Here is an 18733-nt window from a genome sequence, read left to right on the forward strand (position 1 = left end):
TTTTTTTTTTAAAAATTAGGATGTTTCAATAAAATCTATTTTATTTAATTTATTTTTGTTTTTTTTTTTTAAAATTAGTTTTTTTTTATTATTTGGAAATTAAATTTTAGAAAGATTTATTTTTGTTTTTTTTTTAAAATTAGTTTTTTTTTATTATTTGGAAATTAAATTTTAGAAAGAAGTAGAATATTTATTTTCTACGTCTTGCAAATTCATCTAATATTTCATCAAATTCTACTCCTTTATATACAAGTAGAAGTAAAGTATGGAATATTAAATCTGTTGCTTCCCAAACGAGATTTTCATCATTTTTAGATGCTAAAATGAATTCTCCACATTCTTCAGCAACTTTTTCTAAAATTTTATCTTCAGCTTTTTTATCGCTATCTTTCATAATATTAGAAGTATATGAATCAATAGGATTGTCTCTTCTTCCTTCTAAAACTTCATATACCTCTCTTAATACTTTTTCATCAGTCATTATACCACTTGTTTATTAAATTTTTTTACCTACAATTTTTTTATCTTTATTTTCTTTAATACTTTCAGTTATTGCAATAAGTGGATGTTGATCATCATTAATTATATAAATATCATTAAGATTGTAAACTCCATATTTGTCTGCAGTTTTTTCAACTCCAAGTTTTATATCTTTGTCTAATGTTATAACATAAGATTCAATATAGTCACATCCAAGTTTTACTGATGCAACTGCCCTATGATGACCATCAATTAAAATCCATCGTTTTCCAGTGTGTACTACAATTGCAGGTTCTGCTAATCCTCGTTTAAGCTCATAAATTCTTCCATCTAATTCATCAGCATATATTTTATCTTGAGTAGGTCTAATGTCTTTAATAGGTACTTTCATTTCTTTTACTGTTGCTTTTGTATCATATAACATAGATAAAGTATCTTTATAATAATTTACTTTTGTAGGTGTAGATCTTTCAATATGTGATCTTACAATATCTGTGTTTGTTAAAAAGCCACTAAGTTGGCCTTCTTTATTTACTACAGGCATTCTTGAAATACCTTGCCTAAACATTACTCTAGAAGCATCATTAAGAGCCATGTCTTCTCTAGCAATTACTACATCTCTTGACATAACTTCTTTAATAGTTTCAGACCAATCTTTTAATAATAAATCATAGGTGGTTATTATGCCTACTATATTTCCATCAGAGTTAACTACTGGAAATCCATCGTGCCCTGTTTTCTTCATTATTTGGATTACTTTTTCACAAGGAGTATTTTCTTCTAAACTAATTACATTTTTTGTCATATAATCTTTTACAAGAGCCTTGTCTGACATCATAACACCATTTTCAAATTTATTCGATTAAGTCTTTTAATATTTTTACAGTTTCACCAGGATCTGCTTTTCCTTTAGTAAATCTCATTACTTGACCAACAAGGAAATTAATTGAAGCTTTTTGTCCTTCTTTATAATCATTGACTGCTTTAGGATTTTCTTCAATTGCTTTTTTAGCAGCATTTAATATTGCATCTTCTTCAACAACACCCATTAATCCTAATTCTTCACCAATTTCTTTTGGTGATTTTTCATTATTTGGCATTTTTTCTACAATTCTTTGACCAGCTTTAACAGTAATTTCTTTGTTTAAAAGTAAATTTATAAGTTCTATAATATCTTTAGCACTAATTTCACTATCTGCAAAAGTTATTTTATTATATGTTAAAACTCTTTTAAGTTCATCTCTCATCCAGTTTGCTGAATATTTTGGATTAACTTCTTTAGCAACTTCTTCATAAGTATCTGCTAAATCAAGTTCTGATGTTAATACTGTTGCAGTTTCTTGATCAATTCCATATTCACTAACAAATCTTTTAGCTTTATTATATGGAGCTTCTGGCATAGTTTCTGCAATTTCTTCTATTTCTTCATCTTGTATTTCCATTGGTGGTAAATCTGGATCAGGTATGAATCTATAATCATCAGCATTTTCTTTTGATCTCATAGAAACAGTAATCATTTGTGATTCGAGGTAAGCTCTAGTTTCTTGTTTAATTTCAATACCTCTTTTCATGTTGTTTTTTTGTCTAACAACTTCGTATTTAAGAGCTCTATATGCTCCTTTAATGGAGTTAATATTTTTCATTTCTACTCTGTTTCCACCTTCAATAGAAACGTTTACATCTGCTCTCATAGTACCTTCACCACGAGCTCCTCCACTATATTCAAGTATTCTAATTAATTGTTTTAAGAAATTACGAGCTTCTTCTGGAGAATGCATATCTGGTTCAGTTACAATTTCAATTAATGGTATTCCTGAACGGTTAAAATCAACAGTACCTTTATCTGGTTTATATTGACCTGGATCTTCTTCCATATGTATTTCTCTAATTCTTACACCATTTAATTCTCCTTCATATCCAATAGGAACTGATGTTCTTTGGTATCCTGAAGGTAAATCCGGATAATCATAATGTTTTCTCATGAAATAAGCAGTATCTTTTGTAATTTTACAATTTAACATTAATGAAATCATTAATGCATTTTCAATTGCTTTTTCATTTGTAGGTAATGGTTTAGCTCCAGGTTGATTTAAACAAACAGGACAAATATTTGTGTTTGCAGGAGCTTCTTTATAATTTGTTGGACAATTACAGAATAATTTTGATTTTGTCTCAAGTTGTACGTGAATTTCGAGTCCACATTTCATTTCGATAATAATTCCTCCAAGTATTTTTTTGGAATTTTTAATAATTAAATAATTTTTATAAAAAATATACTTCTAAAATAGTATTATATATTTTATATATTAAATTTAATTTTTATTTTATTTTATTAATAAAGATTTCTTAAGATTTTTTACTTTATTATTAGAAAGTAATTTTTAATTAAATTTTTTTCTTTTTAATTAATCTTTTATTTATTGGTTTTTTTAATTTTATTATTTAAAATAAATTTTTTTTTACATGTTTTTTTTAAATTTAATGAAAATATACTATTTTAGTTTATTTCTAAGTTTAAAATATAATTTTTATATTTAAAATTAATAGGTTTATTAATATTATAAAATTTAGAATATAATTTTTATATTTAAATTAATGAGTTTAGTAAAAATAAATTTTTAAATAAAAATATCTTTCAAGAAATTTTTAATATTTATTTTTCAATGATTCTTTAATATATCGTTTAATATATTTGTCTAATTTATCATTGTATTGGCTTTTTTCAGGACCTAGTTTAGTTTTATCAGTAAAAGTTCCTTGAAGTTCTCTACCTGTCCATTTTACTTCTTCTTCAACTCTTTTACCATATTTTGTACCAAACATTTTAAATAATGGGAATTTTGTAATACCATTAGCTCCACTTAATATTAAAATTCCTATATTTGCTAAATTATCAATCCATGTGCCACATATAATTTCAAGTTTTGGGAAGTTTAGTCTAATAGTTGATACTACTTTAGCATAATATAATGATGCAGGTTGTGAGCTATTAGCATATATTGTTTCTTTATGTGGATTTAATGAATAGAATATAACTCTATCAATATCATGATCTTTAATATATTGTATTAAATAATCAATATCATCTAAGGTTTCACCTAAACCTAATATAATAGTTATTGCTTTTTTAAACCCAAGATTTTTAGCAGTATCTAACATTTCACTTATTTCATTTAAAGGTTTACTTGGACATATTTTTTCATGTAAACTTGGATTTACAGTTTCAACAGCACCAGTAATTCCAATAATTTCATTACCATATATATCTAAATCTTTTGTAATTCCAGTATTTAACCAAACTCCTTTATTAGTAATGTTTTTAATTTCGGTAGCAATATCTTTTATTTCTTTTGTTGTAAAAGTTTTATATCCTCCAGATAAAAACTCAATATTCCAATCTAATCTTTTACACATTTCAGCTTCTGCTAATATATTTGGAATTCTTCTTTTTGCTTTACTTGGATTTAATATTTTATCTTTTTGTGTACTCATATAACAAAATGCACAATCTCCTTTGTCACAGTACCATGATAAAAAGATTGCTCTTTCAAGATAAATTTTATTTGAATGGTTTTTCAATGTTATTTCATTTGCTTTTTTAATTAAATCAAGTAATTCTCCATTTTTGTCTATAATATTCATTTTTATCTCTACTAAATCTTTTTATTTATATAATTTTATTATATTGATTCTGTTGAAATCCTATTTTATTTAAAAATTAACTTTCTAAAGTACATTTTTTAAATTATATTAAAATTATATTTTAAATCTTAAGGATTTCAACAAAGCCATTTTATTCTTAAATATAATATTATTATTCTTATTTTTTAGTTTTATTTATATTATATTTAAATGTAAACCATTAAATTTATATAGTATATTTTTTATAACTATAATAAGATAATTTTACTATGAAAATTAATTTTTGAGGAAATTTAATTTTTTTATTATTATTCATGTAAAAATAGAAACATTTATATATGATGTTATCTAAACTATTATTTACTGTTTAAAATTATTGCATTTTAAACATGGGTAATTTATACTTGGTTGAGATGGGTTTTTTATATGCCATCGTAGCTCAGTAGGTAGAGCGTTCGGCTGTTAACCGATTGGTCACAGGTTCGAGCCCTGTCGATGGCGCTTTTGGGCCCATAGCTTAGCCAGGTAGAGCGTCCGGCTCATAACCGGAAGGCCATGGGTTCGAACCCCATTGGGCCCATGTTACAATAATTTTGATGTTTTTTCTCATGCTCCGTTGGTGTAGTCCGGCCAATCATTCTGGCCTTTCGAGCCGGAGACTCGGGTTCGAATCCCGAACGGAGCATTTTTATTATTATAGTTGATTTTTTAGGGATTGTCCCTTTATCCGAAGCGGGGGTGCCCGAGCGGCCAAAGGGGACAGGCTTAGGACCTGTTGACGCAGGTCTACCAGGGTTCGAATCCCTGCTCCCGCATTAATCTAACTTATTATTTATTCACTTGCCGGGGTAGGGTAGGCGGTCATCCTACGGGACTGTGGATCCTGCGACTCGGGTTCAAATCTCGGCCCCGGCCCCATGATTATTACTTATTTTAATTATTACTTATTTAATTTCAATATTTTTTTATTATTTTTATATTAGTTTTCTTATGGGGTCTAATTAAGTATAAGTATAATAATTTTATAAATAGAAAATATTATTGTTTATTTTTATAAAAAAGGTTATATTATGGTTAAAAAAGGTTCAACAGAAGAAAGAGATTTAGTTCATAAATTATGGGATAGAAATTTTGCAGCTATGCGAGCTCCTGCTTCTGGTGGAGCTACTAAAAGACCTTTACCTGATGTTATTGCTGGTAATGGTGAAATTTATTTGGCTATTGAAGTTAAAACTACAGTTAAAGATAAAATTTATATTGATTTTCCCCAAATTGATGAATTAGAGAAATTTTCAAAAATATTTGGAGCAAAACCATATTTAGGTGTTAAATTTAAGTATACAAAATGGTATTTTTTAGAACCTAAAAATATTGAGAGAACTAAAAATAATAATTATAAAGTTGAAAAGGATTATGTAATTGAAAATGGTTTGGAATTAGATGAAATTACTCAGATTGATAAACAAGTTAAATTTGATTTATAATTATAATTATAATTTTTATAAAAATTTTAAATTTTTTAATCTTATTTAATTATTTTTTTTAATACAATCATACAAAAATCAAAACATTTAAATATTAATTTTTACAAAACTATTGTTGTTATTATATTAAATATAATAATGATTTTTTTTATTCGTTTTGGGGTTATAGTGTAACCTGGCATCATCTGGGACTCCAGTTGTCTTTGAAGAAAATTTAGCGCGTAGTCTGACAGTATAAATTGATACAGAATGATGATCAATTGGAGTACTGAGACAAGAGAAATCCTAGGATCGGGGTTCAAATCCCTGTGACCCCACTTTTATTTAAAACTATTTTTTTTATGAATTTTAATAATTTTAATCTAATTTAACTTTTTATTTTGAATTTTAATTGATTATTTAAATTATTTTTTAAGGGATAATTTTATTAATATTAAATTCAGAAATATTATAATAATATTTAATTAATTATTTTTTTCTTTAATAAAAAATGTTAGGTGTTTTTTAATGTATGCAATTATTATGGGAGGAGGACGTGTAGGTCTTTCTTTAGCTTCATTATTAATTGAAGACGGTTATGATGTTACTCTTATTGAAAGTAATGAAGAATTATCTAATAATGCTTCTGTTGAATTAGATGCATTAGTTATTTGTGGTAGTGGAACCGATACAAAAACATTAGAAGAAGCTAATATTGAAGATGCTGATTTCTTTGTTGCAACTACTGGTAATGATGAAACTAACTTACTTAGTTGTATATTAGTTAAAGATTATGGGGTTCCTAAAATTATTGCTCGTGTAAGTAATACTGATCATGAAGAAGCATTTATTAAAGTTGGAATTGATAATGTAATAAGTCCTGAAAAAACAGCTGCAGGATATCTTGAAAAAATTATTACAAGACCAAATGTTGCAGACTTAACTACTTTTGGTCAAGGTGATGCTGAAATTTTAGATATGATTATTACAAATAAAAAAGTAATTGGTAAACCTATTTATGAGATTTCACCTACTGAAGATTATATTATAATCGCAACATATAAAGAAGGAAAATTAAACATTCCTCAACAAGATGATATATTAACAAAAGGAGAAAAAATTTCTATTCTTGTTAAAAGAAATGCTCTTAAAAAGACTGAAAAAAAATTTGAATAGTCTTTTTAATTTAATTTTCATTTTCTATTTTTATATAACTTATTTTAACTATTGTTTTAAAGATTTTATTGATTAGATTTTAAATTTAAGAACTTTTTTTAAATCATAAATTAATTGTTTAATTTCTATTAAATCTTTCCTTAAGTGCTCTTTTTTGTTTATTTGTTGGTTTAAATATTTCAAAGAATTCTCTTATAGTTACAAGAACAGGAATAATTTCAAGTTTTCCCATTAACATATCTAATATCATAATAATTTTAACACTTGGAGACATGTTAATATTTGTAATACCTGCACTTAATCCATTATTACTTATTGCGGAGATAATTTCAAATAATGATTTAAATCCATCGTAGCCATGTAAAATCAATATAATCCAACTTACAAATATTAAAATGAAAGTTATAAAAACATATGATCCTGCTTCTTTTATTGCTCCTGTTGAGATTTCTTTATTATCTATAGTTACTTTTATAACTCTTCCTTCAGGAGATAAGATTTCTATAATATTTTTTAATATTCCTTTTAAAAGAGTTATAATACGAATAATTTTTACACCACCAGAAGTAGATCCTGATGAACCTCCTATTATCATAAGTAACATTAAAAAGATTAATGAAGCATCTTTCCAACTTAATAATTTTGGTATTGGTACAACTGAAGCTCCTGTAGATGTAATTGCTGAAATTACTGTAAATAATATTTCAATAGGCATAGCTTTTGTTAAGAAGTATATAATTATTGTAGTTACTATTATAGAGAAAGCTATAGCTCTAAATTGAACATCATCAATAATCGCTTTTCCTTTAGTTTTAAATACTTTATAATGAACTGGAAAACTTATAGTACCTATAATCATTAGTACCATTGTTATTATGTAAATTATATTATTATGGTAATAACCTACATTAGCATTTTTAATACTCATTCCACCAGTACATATTGAGGAAAAACATAAATTTATTGCATCAAATATAGGCATTCCTGCAAGTAAGTATAAGATTATTCCAATCATAGTATAAATACAATATATTTCAATTGTTTTTTCCATTGTATTTGCTATACTTGGTTTTATTCTCTCATCCCTTGCTTCTGATTTGTATAATTTAGCTGCAGCAGTTCCTTTTCTGATAATAATTCCTACACTAATAATTACTATTCCTAAACCACCTAACCATCCTTCAAAACTTTTTAAAAATAAGATAGATTTTGGAAATGCTTCAACATTTTGATATAAACAAAGTGCTGTACCTGTTAATGAGGACATATTCTCAAAAATACCATTTAAAATTGGTATTTGTAAACTTATTTTCATTACAAGTGCACTTAAAAAGCTAGCCCAAATCCATGTTAATGTTGATATAATCATTGCATTTTTTAATTTAATATTTGATGTATTAATATTTATTTTAGTAAATAATGTTCCTATTATTAATGATATAACACTTGATATTATAAATCCAATTATTTCTGGTGTTTCTTTATAAAAAATTGCAATTATAATAGGTATAAGTAGTGCTATTCCTGTTAATTGCATTGTTTTTCCTAAATAATATGCAATGATTTTTATATCCATTGTGTTTATATATTTCATTAATTAAAATTTGATTTTTTATTTAAAATATTTTATGTTTAAATACTAATTTTTTTATTCATTTTTACATGTTTAAATATTAAAAATAGTAAATAATTATAACTTAAACTTTTTTTAAAATAATTATTTATACTAATATTTATAAATATTAAAATAATTTATTTAATTCAAATTCTTTATTTATTAAAAAATTTTTTATAAGGTTATATTATGAAACATAAGACTCTGTTATTTTTGATTTTTGGTTTAATTATAATGGGTGTAATGTTATGGTTTATTGGTATTGATGAGGTTTTTAATGCATTAAGAATGTCAAATATTCTTTATGTTATTCTTGCAATACTTATTGAAATCGTGGTTTATGCTTTATATACATTGAGATGGGAAATTATTAATAAAATTGTAAATATTAATACTGATTTTAATGATTTATTTCCTATGGTCATGTTAAGTTTAGCAGTAAATAACATTACTCCAAGTGGACGTGGTGGTGGAGAACCTGTAAGAGCTTATGTTCTAACTAAAGAATCAAATATTCCATTTGAATCTACATTTGCAACAGTTATTGCTGATAGAGCATTTGATACATTTCCATTTATTTTACTTGCAATACTTACATTAATTTTAGTTATTTTTAATTATTCTCTTGCAACTTGGATTATTGCATGTTTAATTATTGCAGTTATTGTAGTAATTCTTGCTGTTATTGCAATTATTTATATGTCCATTAATGAAAGTTTTGGAGTAAAAGTTACAGATGCTTTAGTCTGGTTACTTTATAAATTTTCTAAAAAAAATACTGAAGAAAGAGAAAAACGTTTAATTGAAGCAGTTAATGGTTTTCAAGATACTATGAAGTTAACTATTTCAAATAAAAAGTTAACATTATATGCATTACCATTATCATTATTAATTTGGATACTTGAAATTTCACGTGTTTGTGTTGTATTCATGGCATTTGGTTATCCTGTATCTCCATTAATAATTGCAGAATCTTTTATTCTTTCAGTCTTAATTGGTTTTATTCCAATTTTACCTGGTGGTGTAGGTCTTATTGATGGAACTATGATTTTATTATTTGCATCTGCAGGAATACCATCTGGAATAAGTGCAGCTGCTACTGTTGTAGAAAGATTAATATCTTATTGGATGACTACTTTCCTTGGTTTATTAACTATTCCTAAATATGGTATTAATGTTCTTGATAATATTACTGGTCCTAAAGAAGAACCTAAACCTGCAATTAATAATATGAATTTAAGTGAAGTAAACAGTGCAGTTGATAATATTAAAAAAATGCATGAAAATACTAAGAAATAATATTTTATTTTTTATATTTTCTTTAAACACTATTCTTGTTTTTAACTTATTTCTCTTTTGATATTGGATTTTATTTTTTTATTTATTTTTCTGTATTTTGTTTATTTTTTTCTTTTGATATTGGATTTTATTTTTTTTATTTAATTTCTGTATTTAGTTTATAATACTTTCAATTAAAATAGAAAAGTTTATTTTATATTTAAATAAAATATTAAAAATGTATAATATAATATTATATTATTTTCAATATAATCTTAAAATTAGGTGAAATAATGGAAATAAATGGTGTAGAAATAGATGATACTTTTGCTGAAGGATTTGGAATTAAAGTTTCAAGAATGATTGTTACTGCTGCTACTAAACATTTAGCACATATTGCAGCTACTGAAGCTACTGGATATGGTACTTCTGTTATTGGTTGTCCTGCAGAAGCAGGTATTGATTGTTATGTACCTCCTTCTGAAACTCCTGATGGAAGACCTGGTTATGCAATTATGATTTGTCATATGTCTAAAAAAGCTTTAGATCATGAATTACTTGAAAGAGTAGGTCAATGTCTTTTAACTGCTCCTACTGCTGCTGTATTTAATGCACTTGATTCAGAAGACACTCTTAATACTGGTACAAAACTTAGATTCTTTGGTGATGGTTTTGAATACGAAACTGAAGTTGATGGAAGGAAAATGCATGCTATTCCTATAATGTCTGGTGACTTCTTAGTAGAAGCTAAATTAGGATACAAAGATGGTGTTGCTGGAGGTAACTTCTTTATTATGGGTGATAGTAGACTTAGTGCTATTACTGCTGCTGAAGCTGCTGTAGATGCAATTCACTCAGTACCTGGAGTAGTAACTCCTTTCCCTGGAGGAATGGTTGCTTCTGGTTCTAAAGTAGGATCCAATAAATACTCTAAATTCATGAATGCTTCAACTAATGAAAAAATGTGTGTAACTTTAAAAGATAAAGTTGATTCAGACTTACCTGATGATGTTGAAGGTATGATGGAAATTGTTATTGATGGTGCTGATGAAGAATCTGTTAAAGAAGCTATGAAACAAGGAATTAATGCTGCTTGCCAAGTTCCTGGTATTATTAAAATTAGTGCTGGAAACTATGGTGGAGATTTAGGTCCATACCATTTCCATTTACAAGATTTATAGATAGTTATAATTTTTTATAACTATTTATCTTTTTTTAAATTATAATTTTATATTCTGTAATTTCTATTTTTAAATAAGTTGTTTATATATTATTTTAATTAATTTAAGCTTTTTAATTTTTAAAATAGTTTTAAATTTAATCTTTAAATGTTAATTTTAATAAAAAATAAGATTTTAATAATTTAATATTATTTAAAAAAAGTTAATAATTAGTTAATCATTGTTTTTCAAATATTTCTTTAAGGTTTTCTTTATTTAATTTAAATAATTCTTCATCAGTCATATCTACTCCAATTAATAAATTATTTTCTTTTAGTTCTTCAATTACTTTATTAACAGCTTGTTTATTAGGTCCACTTATTAATTGTGAGTGTGTTCCACTACTTAATACTTCAAAAGACTCTTGACTATTCATTCTTTCTTTTAATTGTTCTTTAAAATCTTTTTCAGTTTTTATAGAAACTTCTCTTTTAAATGGTTTTTTAATACCTGGAAGATGATATTCTACACTTTCAATATTACATCCATGTTTCAAGATAATATTAACTTCTTTTTCAATAAGTTCTTTCTTATTAATATCAGTAATCCTAATAAGGTAAGGTTCTATTGCAGCAAGGAATAAATCTAATCCTCCACTTGTTTCAGGAGAAATTACTTTATCTGCACCAGCATTATATAATCTTTGGATATTTTCTCTTTTACTTGCTCTTGATATAATCCATGCATCAGGTGCTCTATCTCTTAAACTTAAAACAATAAATACATTGTTAACATCACTTCCAGTTGTTAATATTAAACCATATGCATCTTCTATATTAAATTTATCCATTGTTTCTTGATTTGTAGCATCACCATATAATACTAAAACATTATTATTATTTAAAATAGAATCACGTTGTTTAAGATCTTCTATAATTTCTTTATTATTATCAACAATTATTATTTTTTGGTCTCTTTTAAGTAATTCTTTTATTACTACAGAACCTACTCTACCATAACCACATACTATATAATGATTTTTCATGTTTTCTAATTTTTTTCTCATTTCTGAACCACTTCTTGATTTTTCAAGTCTTTCAGAGAAATTATCTATTATTACAGTAAAAATATATGCTATTATTCCAATTCCATCAAATGCTAATATAGTTACAAATAATTTTTGTAAAGATGTTACTGGTGTTATATCTCCATATCCTACAGTTGCAATTGTTATCATTGTAAAATAAAATGCATCTTCTAGATTTAAATGCATAATATAAATAGACCCTAAAATACCATATGTGAAAATTATTAATATGAATGTAATACCTATTAATGTTGATTTTGCAGGATATTTTATTTTTAATTTTTCATTATTTCTCTTCAATTTAACACCAATATATTTAATGGATTATTTTTAAGGATTTTAATTAATTTTATTTATTTTAATAAAATTAATTTCTAATATTTTTTATAGAATTTAATTAATAAAATTTTTAATATTTGTATATTAAAATATTATATAATTATTAAATTATTTATTTTTATAATATTTTAAATTAGGTGATATTATGGATCCAATTGACATGACAGTTACAGATTTAAATTGTGAATATATTGGTCTTAACAGAATTTGTTTAATGGAAGCTGCAGGTAAATCTCTTTCTGATGAAACTGCTAAGATTGCAACTCATAAATTTTCCCATCCTGTTAAAATTGCAATATTTACAGGTTCTGGAGGAAATGGTGGAGATGGTTTTGTTGCTGCAAGGTATCTTTTAAATAGGGGTTTTGAAGTAGAAGTTTACTCTTTATATACTCCAGATAAAATTAAATCTGCTGACGCTAAAAGAAATCTTGATGTACTTAATAATATGGTGCCACGTCTTTCACGTTTATCTATATTTTATATTAAGGAATTATCTGATTTTGATAATCTTAAATTTTCAAGTAATTATATAATTATTGATGGAATCATTGGAACAGGTATTAAAGGAAATTTAAGACCTAAAGTTAAACGTGCTATTGAAATAATTAATGATTCTAAAGCTCTTAAAATTTCAGTAGATGTTCCATCTGGTCTTGACCCATTAACTGGTGAAGTTGATGATGTTTCTGTTAAAGCAGATTATACTATTACATTCCATAGGGTAAAAACGGGTCTTAAATTAGCAGATAAAGAATTAGTTGGAGGACTTGTAACATGTGATATTGGAATTCCTCTTGAAGCTGAATTATTTGTTGGTTTTGGTGATTTAATTAAATTAAACCATAGAAACTTAGATTCTCATAAAGGTAAAAACGGTAAAATTTTAATTGTAGGGGGAAGTAAAGATTATTCTGGTGCTCCTGCTATTGCAGGAATGTCTGCTATTTCTTCTGGAGCAGATCTTGTATATGTTGCAAGTCCAGATCCTGCAAGTTTAGCTATTAAATCATTATCTCCTGATTTAATTGTTAAAGGACTTAAAGGTGATTATTTATCACTTGAAAATTTAGATGATATTCTAGAAATGGTTAATAATGTTGATGCAGTACTTTTAGGTCCTGGTGCAACAATAAATGAAGAAACAGGAAAACTTTTCAATGTTTTAGTTCATAAAATCAAAAAACCAATGGTTTTAGATGCTGATGCTTTAAAACAAGTTGATTTATCTTTAATTAAAAATAGGGATGATTTAATTATTACTCCTCATTTATTTGAATTTAAAACATTCTTTAATAAAATAATTAAAGAATCTGGTATTGACCCAGATTCTCTTAAGAATATATCTGAAGATGAAGATTATCATTTAATCAATAGTCAAATAGAAACTTTACAAACTATTGTAAAATCTATTAAAGGTACTGTTGTTTTAAAAGGTAAATATGATCTTATAATGCAGAATAATAAATTTAAGGTTAATATAACTGGAAATCCAGGAATGACTGTTGGGGGTACTGGTGATGCATTATCTGGTATATGTGTAAGTTTACTTTCTCAAGGTTTAAATTCCTTTGATTCTGGTTCTCTTGCTGTATATCTTAATGGCCGTGCTGGTGATTTAGCTATGAATAAACAAGGATATGGATTTTCAGCAACTGATTTAACTGAATATTTAGGTGCATTAATGGCTAATATTATTAAATAATCTTTTATTTTTAAAATTTTTATTTCTAAATTATTTTTTTAGTTTGATATTAATTGACTTTGTTGAAGCTATTTAAATTTGAAATAATTATTTTTCTATAAAATAGGTTTATAGATTTTTAAATATTAAATAAAATAAATTTCAACAGAGTTTTTATTTTTATTAGTGATTTTATGTCTAATTTTCTAAAAGCTATATTTAAAAGTAGACCTAATCGTTTTATTGCTATATGTGATATTAATGGAATTGAAGTTAAAGCTCATGTTCCAAATACTGGTAGATGTAAAGAACTTTTAGTTGAAGGTGTAGTAGTTTATTTATTACCAAGTGATAATCCAAATAGAAAAACAAAATATTCTCTTTTATTTGTTGTAAATAAAGGTGAACTTGTTTCATTATATTCTCAAGATGCAAATAGAATAGTTTTTGATGGAATAAAATCAGGTAAAGTTAGGGAACTTTTAGGTTATAATATTATTGAAAGAGAAAAAACTTATGATAAATCTAGAATTGATATTTATCTTGCTAAAGTAAATGATGGTAATATAATTGAAGATTGTTATTGTGAAGTTAAAGGTGTTACTCTTATAAAAGATGGATTTGCACAGTTTCCTGATGCACCTACAGTAAGAGGTTGTAAACATCTTAAAGAATTAATTAAACTTAAAAAATCTGGTCATAGGGCAGTTGTATTTTTTTTAATTCAACATCCTGCTGGTAATTATTTTAGACCTAATTGGGAAAATGATTATGATTTCTCATCTACTCTTAAAACAGCTTATAATGAAGGTGTTGAGATTTTAGTTTATAAATCTAATAATACTCTTGATAAAGTAGAGCTTATTGGTAAATCTTTAGATTTTACACTTGAAAAATAGTATATTTTTATTAAATGACTGTAGTTTTTCTAATGCTAGTAAAATTTAATATTAAAAATAGTTGTAGTTTTTCTAATTTTATAATAAAAATTTCATTAAAAAAATAGTAGCTTATTTATTAATAATAATTTATTATTATATCTAAAATAAAAAGAGTATGTAGTTAAATTAATAAATTAACTACATATTAAGTTTTTGATAGTTTGTACCTTGAATGTTATGGTATTTAATCATACCTTCAACTTCTTTTTGGTCGTTTTCTTTATCTTCGAAACTGACTTGTTCAATACTATGTAAGCTGAAAGGTGATTCTCTAGTAAGTGGTTGAATTGAACCTTTGAATAATTTCATTACTACTTTACCACTAACTCTTCTTTGCATTTGATCGAAAGCTTGGTCAAGATCATCTCTAAGAGGTTCTTGCCACATAGCTCTGTATACTAAATCTGCATATAAAGTACTCATATATTCTGCAAATCTTAATTCGTCTACAGTTAATACTAATTCTTCTAATGCTTTATGAGCAGCAATTAATAATTTAGCACCAGGAACTTCATAAGTTTCTCTACTTTTAAAACCAACCATTCTGTTTTCAATAGTATCTACTCTACCAATACCATTATCTCCAGCTATTTTATTAGCTTCTCTGATGATATCTACTAAAGGCATCATTTTTCCATTTATTGCAATAGGAATTCCTTCTTCAAATTCAATAGATACTTTTTCTGGTTTATCATTTGCATCTTCTGCAGATTTGGTCCATTCATAAATTTCTTCTGGTGGTTCATTTGCAGGATCTTCAAGAACATCTCCTTCAATGGATCTTCCCCAAATGTTAATATCTACACTGTAAATTTTATCATTTTTAAGAGGAAGGTTGTGTTCTTTTGCATATGCAACTTCTTCAGTTCTTGTTAAATTTAATTCTCTAATTGGTGCAATAACTTTTAAATCACTCATTGCATTAATTACAGCTTCAAATCTGAATTGATCATTTCCTTTTCCAGTACAACCATGAGCAATTGCAGTTGCACCTTCTTTTTTAGCTACTTCAATAATTTTCATAGCAATTAATGGTCTTGCAAGTGCAGTACTTAATGGGTATCCTTCATATTCTGCATTTGCTTTAATTGCTTTTGATATATAATCATTTGCAAATTCTTCTTTTGCATCAATTACATAATGTTTGCTGTTGTTTAATTTATCAGCAGAGTTTTGTGATTTTTCAATCTCTTCTTTAGGTTGTCCAACATCTACACATGCTGTAATAACTTCATAATTATATTTTTCTTCTAATAATTTTACACATACAGTAGTGTCTAATCCTCCACTGAATGCAAGTACTACTTTTTCCATTTAATCACCTAAATTAAATAAATAAGTTTTATAATTATTTAAATGAAATCATTTTTTAATATTTTTTTAAAATAAGTTCATTATATTATATTAATATATATTATTAACATTATATAAATCTAATTTAAACTATTTTATTTTTTTATACTTATTTATTATGTTTTTTAAGTAATTTTTTTATTTTTAAATCTTATATTTCATTAATTGTATGATTTTTTATTATCATTTGTATTACATTTTTATTTTTAAATCTTATATTTCATTAATTGTATGATTTTTTATTATCATTTGTATTACATTTTTATTTTTAAATCTTATATTTCATTAATTGTATGATTTTTTATTATCATTTGTATTACATTTTTATTTTTAAATCTTATATTTCATTAATTGTATGATTTTTTATTATCATTTGTATTACAAAAAATCATTTAGATTAATTTAAATAATATCTTTTAAAAATTTATAATTAACTAAGATAAAATATTATTTTTTCTAATTTAAGTGATTATTTTTTTATTTGTATTAATTATTGTTTAATGGAGTTTATTTAGTATGGGATTTAATGATATAGATTTAAAAAATTTTGATAATTCATTATCTTCTACTAATTGTAAACTTAGTATATTAAATACTTGTTATAATTCTGGAGGTTATATTTCTCATAATAAAAACCTTTATAATGCAATACCTAATTCTAAGCTTTTTAAAATAATTTTAAAAGAATCAGTAAATGGTACTCCTTTAATTAAAATTGGAAATGGTGATTTTAAAGTTATGATTGTTGCAGGAATTCATGGTAATGAGTTACCTTCCCAACTTGCATGCCTTTATATGATTAAATATTTAATTAATAAGAATATTAAAGGTTCTATTTATTTAATTCCATTTGCAGCACCAAATGCTACTATGAATAATTCTAGATCTTTTGATGGAATGGATTTAAATAGATCTACTTTAGATGTAGGTTCTGTTACTAATAGAATTTTTGAAGTAATTAAAAAAGAAAATATTATTGCTGTAGGCGATTTCCATTCTACAAGTATTAATAGTAATCCTGGTAGAGATGCAATATTCTGCACATTAAGTCCTACAGTTGAAAGTTATAATATTGCTAAGTATGTTTCAAGAAGAGTAGGTTGTGATTTATTAAAATATGATACTGCTGGTTCTAAATTTAAAGGTGCCTTAGAAGATGAATGTAATTTAATTGGTATACCTTCTATTACTGCAGAAGTTTTATCTCCTTTTGGATATTTAAATAAAAATAGTTTTAAACGTTCAATGTTTCAAATGTATTCTTTTTTAGATTATTTTAAAATTTTATAATATATTATTTTTGTTTTAATATAATTTTTATTAGTTTTCAAATGCTCTTACTAATTCTTATTTTAATAATAGTTTAATATTTATTTATGATTAAAATTATTAAACAATAATTTAGGAATATTAAGGTAGTACAATGTCATCTTATAAATTACATAGTGTTTTTGCTATTGTCTTAGGATTTTTATTTTTTCAAAATCCATTACTTATTGGGGCATGTTTTATTGGAGCTAATTTTCCAGATAATGATCATGAAATAAAAAAAGATAATGTTTATAGATTAATAATTGTAGGTTTAGTTTTATTTATAATATTATATATTTTAAAATTACCTTATAATTTAGCTATTTTAATATGTTTATTAGGTTTAATATTTTTATTTTCTTCTCATAGAGGATTTACTCATTCAATATTTGGTTCAATTATAATAAGTATAATTTTATATCTAATTATATTAATGGCTTCAAAATTATTATTTTTAATTCCTGGATTTAAAAGCTTAAATAATTATTATATTTTGTCTCTAATTATTGTATTAATATTTTTATCTGTATTTTCATTGAATCGTGAATTATGTTCCATTTTTATTTTATTATTGGTTTTATCATATATTGTCTTTCCATTTAATAATTTAAACAATAGTTTATTATTATTTGCATTGTTTTTAGGTTTATTATCTCATATAATTCTTGATTCCTTCTCTTCATCTGGAGTTAAAGTTTTAAGTCCATTATATAATAAGAAATTTTATAAAACTTTTGGTATTTTAATGATGGTTATATTGTTTATATTAAGTTTTTTAAAATTTAGAGGAATTTTATATCTTTTTATTAATTATTATATTTTTAAATTTATCTAGAGCTCTTAAAATTTAAAATATACTTTAATTTTCTAATTAAGTTTTTAAATACTCAAGGTTTTTTATAAAATATTTTTATTTATTTTATTTAAAATGTTAAAAAATTTTGTTGTTTTAGTTTTTTGATTTTTTTATTATATTTTAATTTATTTTTTTATTTCTCTGATTTTTTATTAAGATTTAGTTATTTTATTAAATTTTAAACTTTTTTTAATTTTTGGTTTTTTATTTAATATAAAAATATTTTATAATTTATAATTATTTATCATTTTTTGGGATTTGTTTAATTTATATATTCATTTTTAAAAAATTTTAGTTTATTTTTTATTTTTTTAAATATTTTTTAATATTTTTTATAATTATTTTATT

General features: G+C 24.5%; 15 protein-coding genes and 6 tRNA genes. 14 read left to right on the forward strand and 7 right to left on the reverse strand.

Translation table 11 applies throughout. The annotated features are described in order from the left end of the window. Positions 1-190: 190 nt before the first annotated feature. The 4 genes from hisE to T523_RS06635 all read right to left on the reverse strand — a co-directional run bounded on the left by hisE (position 191) and on the right by T523_RS06635 (position 4122). On the reverse strand, positions 191-481 hold the full coding sequence (hisE, locus tag T523_RS06620; RefSeq protein WP_042708167.1) for a phosphoribosyl-ATP diphosphatase: 291 nt from the start codon (positions 479-481) through the stop codon (positions 191-193). 15 nt (positions 482-496) lie between these two features. Continuing rightward, positions 497-1318 carry a CBS domain-containing ParB/RepB/Spo0J family partition protein gene (locus tag T523_RS06625; protein WP_042708168.1) on the reverse strand — a complete coding sequence of 274 codons (822 nt, stop codon included), beginning with the start codon at positions 1316-1318 and terminating at the stop codon, positions 497-499. 16 nt (positions 1319-1334) lie between these two features. Further along, positions 1335-2687, reverse strand: a complete 1353-nt coding sequence (gene gatB, locus T523_RS06630) for an Asp-tRNA(Asn)/Glu-tRNA(Gln) amidotransferase subunit GatB (protein ID WP_042708169.1) — start codon at positions 2685-2687, stop codon at positions 1335-1337. Between the two features lie 439 nt (positions 2688-3126). Beyond that, positions 3127-4122: a radical SAM protein gene (locus T523_RS06635; RefSeq protein WP_042708170.1), complete on the reverse strand. Its 996-nt coding sequence runs from the start codon at positions 4120-4122 to the stop codon at positions 3127-3129. 428 nt (positions 4123-4550) lie between these two features. On the opposite strand from T523_RS06635, the gene T523_RS06640 reads away from it, so the two are divergent. The 8 genes from T523_RS06640 to T523_RS06675 all read left to right on the forward strand — a co-directional run bounded on the left by T523_RS06640 (position 4551) and on the right by T523_RS06675 (position 6761). Further along, positions 4551-4623, forward strand: a tRNA-Asn gene (locus tag T523_RS06640). Positions 4624-4628: 5 nt separating this feature from the next. Then, positions 4629-4702, forward strand: a tRNA-Ile gene (locus tag T523_RS06645). Positions 4703-4732: 30 nt separating this feature from the next. Continuing rightward, positions 4733-4807 (forward strand) — tRNA-Glu (locus tag T523_RS06650). A 47-nt stretch (positions 4808-4854) separates the two neighbouring features. Further along, a tRNA-Leu gene (locus T523_RS06655) sits at positions 4855-4937 on the forward strand. Between the two features lie 27 nt (positions 4938-4964). Beyond that, positions 4965-5040 (forward strand) — tRNA-His (locus T523_RS06660). Positions 5041-5192: 152 nt separating this feature from the next. Continuing rightward, entirely contained in the window at positions 5193-5606 is a 414-nt protein-coding gene (hjc, locus tag T523_RS06665) for a Holliday junction resolvase Hjc (RefSeq protein ID WP_042708171.1), read from the forward strand. Between the two features lie 159 nt (positions 5607-5765). Then, positions 5766-5923, forward strand: a tRNA-Trp gene (locus tag T523_RS06670). 190 nt (positions 5924-6113) lie between these two features. Continuing rightward, complete coding sequence (locus T523_RS06675) at positions 6114-6761, forward strand: potassium channel family protein (RefSeq protein ID WP_042708173.1); 648 nt, start codon at positions 6114-6116, stop codon at positions 6759-6761. Positions 6762-6879: 118 nt separating this feature from the next. On the opposite strand, the gene T523_RS06680 is transcribed toward T523_RS06675, so the two are convergent. Continuing rightward, positions 6880-8355, reverse strand: coding sequence for a TrkH family potassium uptake protein (locus T523_RS06680; protein ID WP_042708174.1), 1476 nt, complete (start codon positions 8353-8355; stop codon positions 6880-6882). A 210-nt stretch (positions 8356-8565) separates the two neighbouring features. On the opposite strand from T523_RS06680, the gene T523_RS06685 reads away from it, so the two are divergent. Then, entirely contained in the window at positions 8566-9675 is a 1110-nt protein-coding gene (locus tag T523_RS06685) for a UPF0104 family protein (RefSeq protein ID WP_084486455.1), read from the forward strand. Positions 9676-9947: 272 nt separating this feature from the next. Then, the gene (gene fhcD, locus T523_RS06690; RefSeq protein WP_042708175.1) at positions 9948-10835 is read left to right on the forward strand and encodes a formylmethanofuran--tetrahydromethanopterin N-formyltransferase; all 888 of its coding nucleotides are present in this window, start codon (positions 9948-9950) and stop codon (positions 10833-10835) included. Between the two features lie 217 nt (positions 10836-11052). Here fhcD and T523_RS06695 read toward each other — a convergent pair whose 3' ends face one another. After that, the gene (locus T523_RS06695) at positions 11053-12201 is read right to left on the reverse strand and encodes an NAD-binding protein (RefSeq protein WP_052334670.1); all 1149 of its coding nucleotides are present in this window, start codon (positions 12199-12201) and stop codon (positions 11053-11055) included. Positions 12202-12385: 184 nt separating this feature from the next. Here T523_RS06695 and T523_RS06700 point away from each other — a divergent pair, with 184 nt between their 5' ends. Continuing rightward, the gene (locus T523_RS06700) at positions 12386-13945 is read left to right on the forward strand and encodes a bifunctional ADP-dependent NAD(P)H-hydrate dehydratase/NAD(P)H-hydrate epimerase (protein ID WP_042708176.1); all 1560 of its coding nucleotides are present in this window, start codon (positions 12386-12388) and stop codon (positions 13943-13945) included. Between the two features lie 173 nt (positions 13946-14118). Beyond that, the gene (gene sfsA, locus T523_RS06705; protein ID WP_042708177.1) at positions 14119-14823 is read left to right on the forward strand and encodes a DNA/RNA nuclease SfsA; all 705 of its coding nucleotides are present in this window, start codon (positions 14119-14121) and stop codon (positions 14821-14823) included. 180 nt (positions 14824-15003) lie between these two features. Here sfsA and T523_RS06710 read toward each other — a convergent pair whose 3' ends face one another. Beyond that, positions 15004-16179 (reverse strand): argininosuccinate synthase, encoded by a 1176-nt coding sequence (locus tag T523_RS06710; protein WP_042708178.1) that lies wholly within the window; start codon positions 16177-16179, stop codon positions 15004-15006. Positions 16180-16734: 555 nt separating this feature from the next. On the opposite strand from T523_RS06710, the gene T523_RS06715 reads away from it, so the two are divergent. Together T523_RS06715 and T523_RS06720 are read left to right on the forward strand one after the other, a co-directional pair. Next, entirely contained in the window at positions 16735-17508 is a 774-nt protein-coding gene (locus tag T523_RS06715; RefSeq protein ID WP_052334671.1) for a succinylglutamate desuccinylase/aspartoacylase family protein, read from the forward strand. Between the two features lie 133 nt (positions 17509-17641). Then, complete coding sequence (locus T523_RS06720; RefSeq protein WP_042708179.1) at positions 17642-18364, forward strand: metal-dependent hydrolase; 723 nt, start codon at positions 17642-17644, stop codon at positions 18362-18364. The last annotated feature ends 369 nt before the right edge of the window (positions 18365-18733 follow it).

The organism is Methanobrevibacter wolinii SH, from assembly GCF_000621965.1.
GTDB classification, from domain to species: Archaea; Methanobacteriota; Methanobacteria; order Methanobacteriales; family Methanobacteriaceae; genus Methanarmilla; species Methanarmilla wolinii.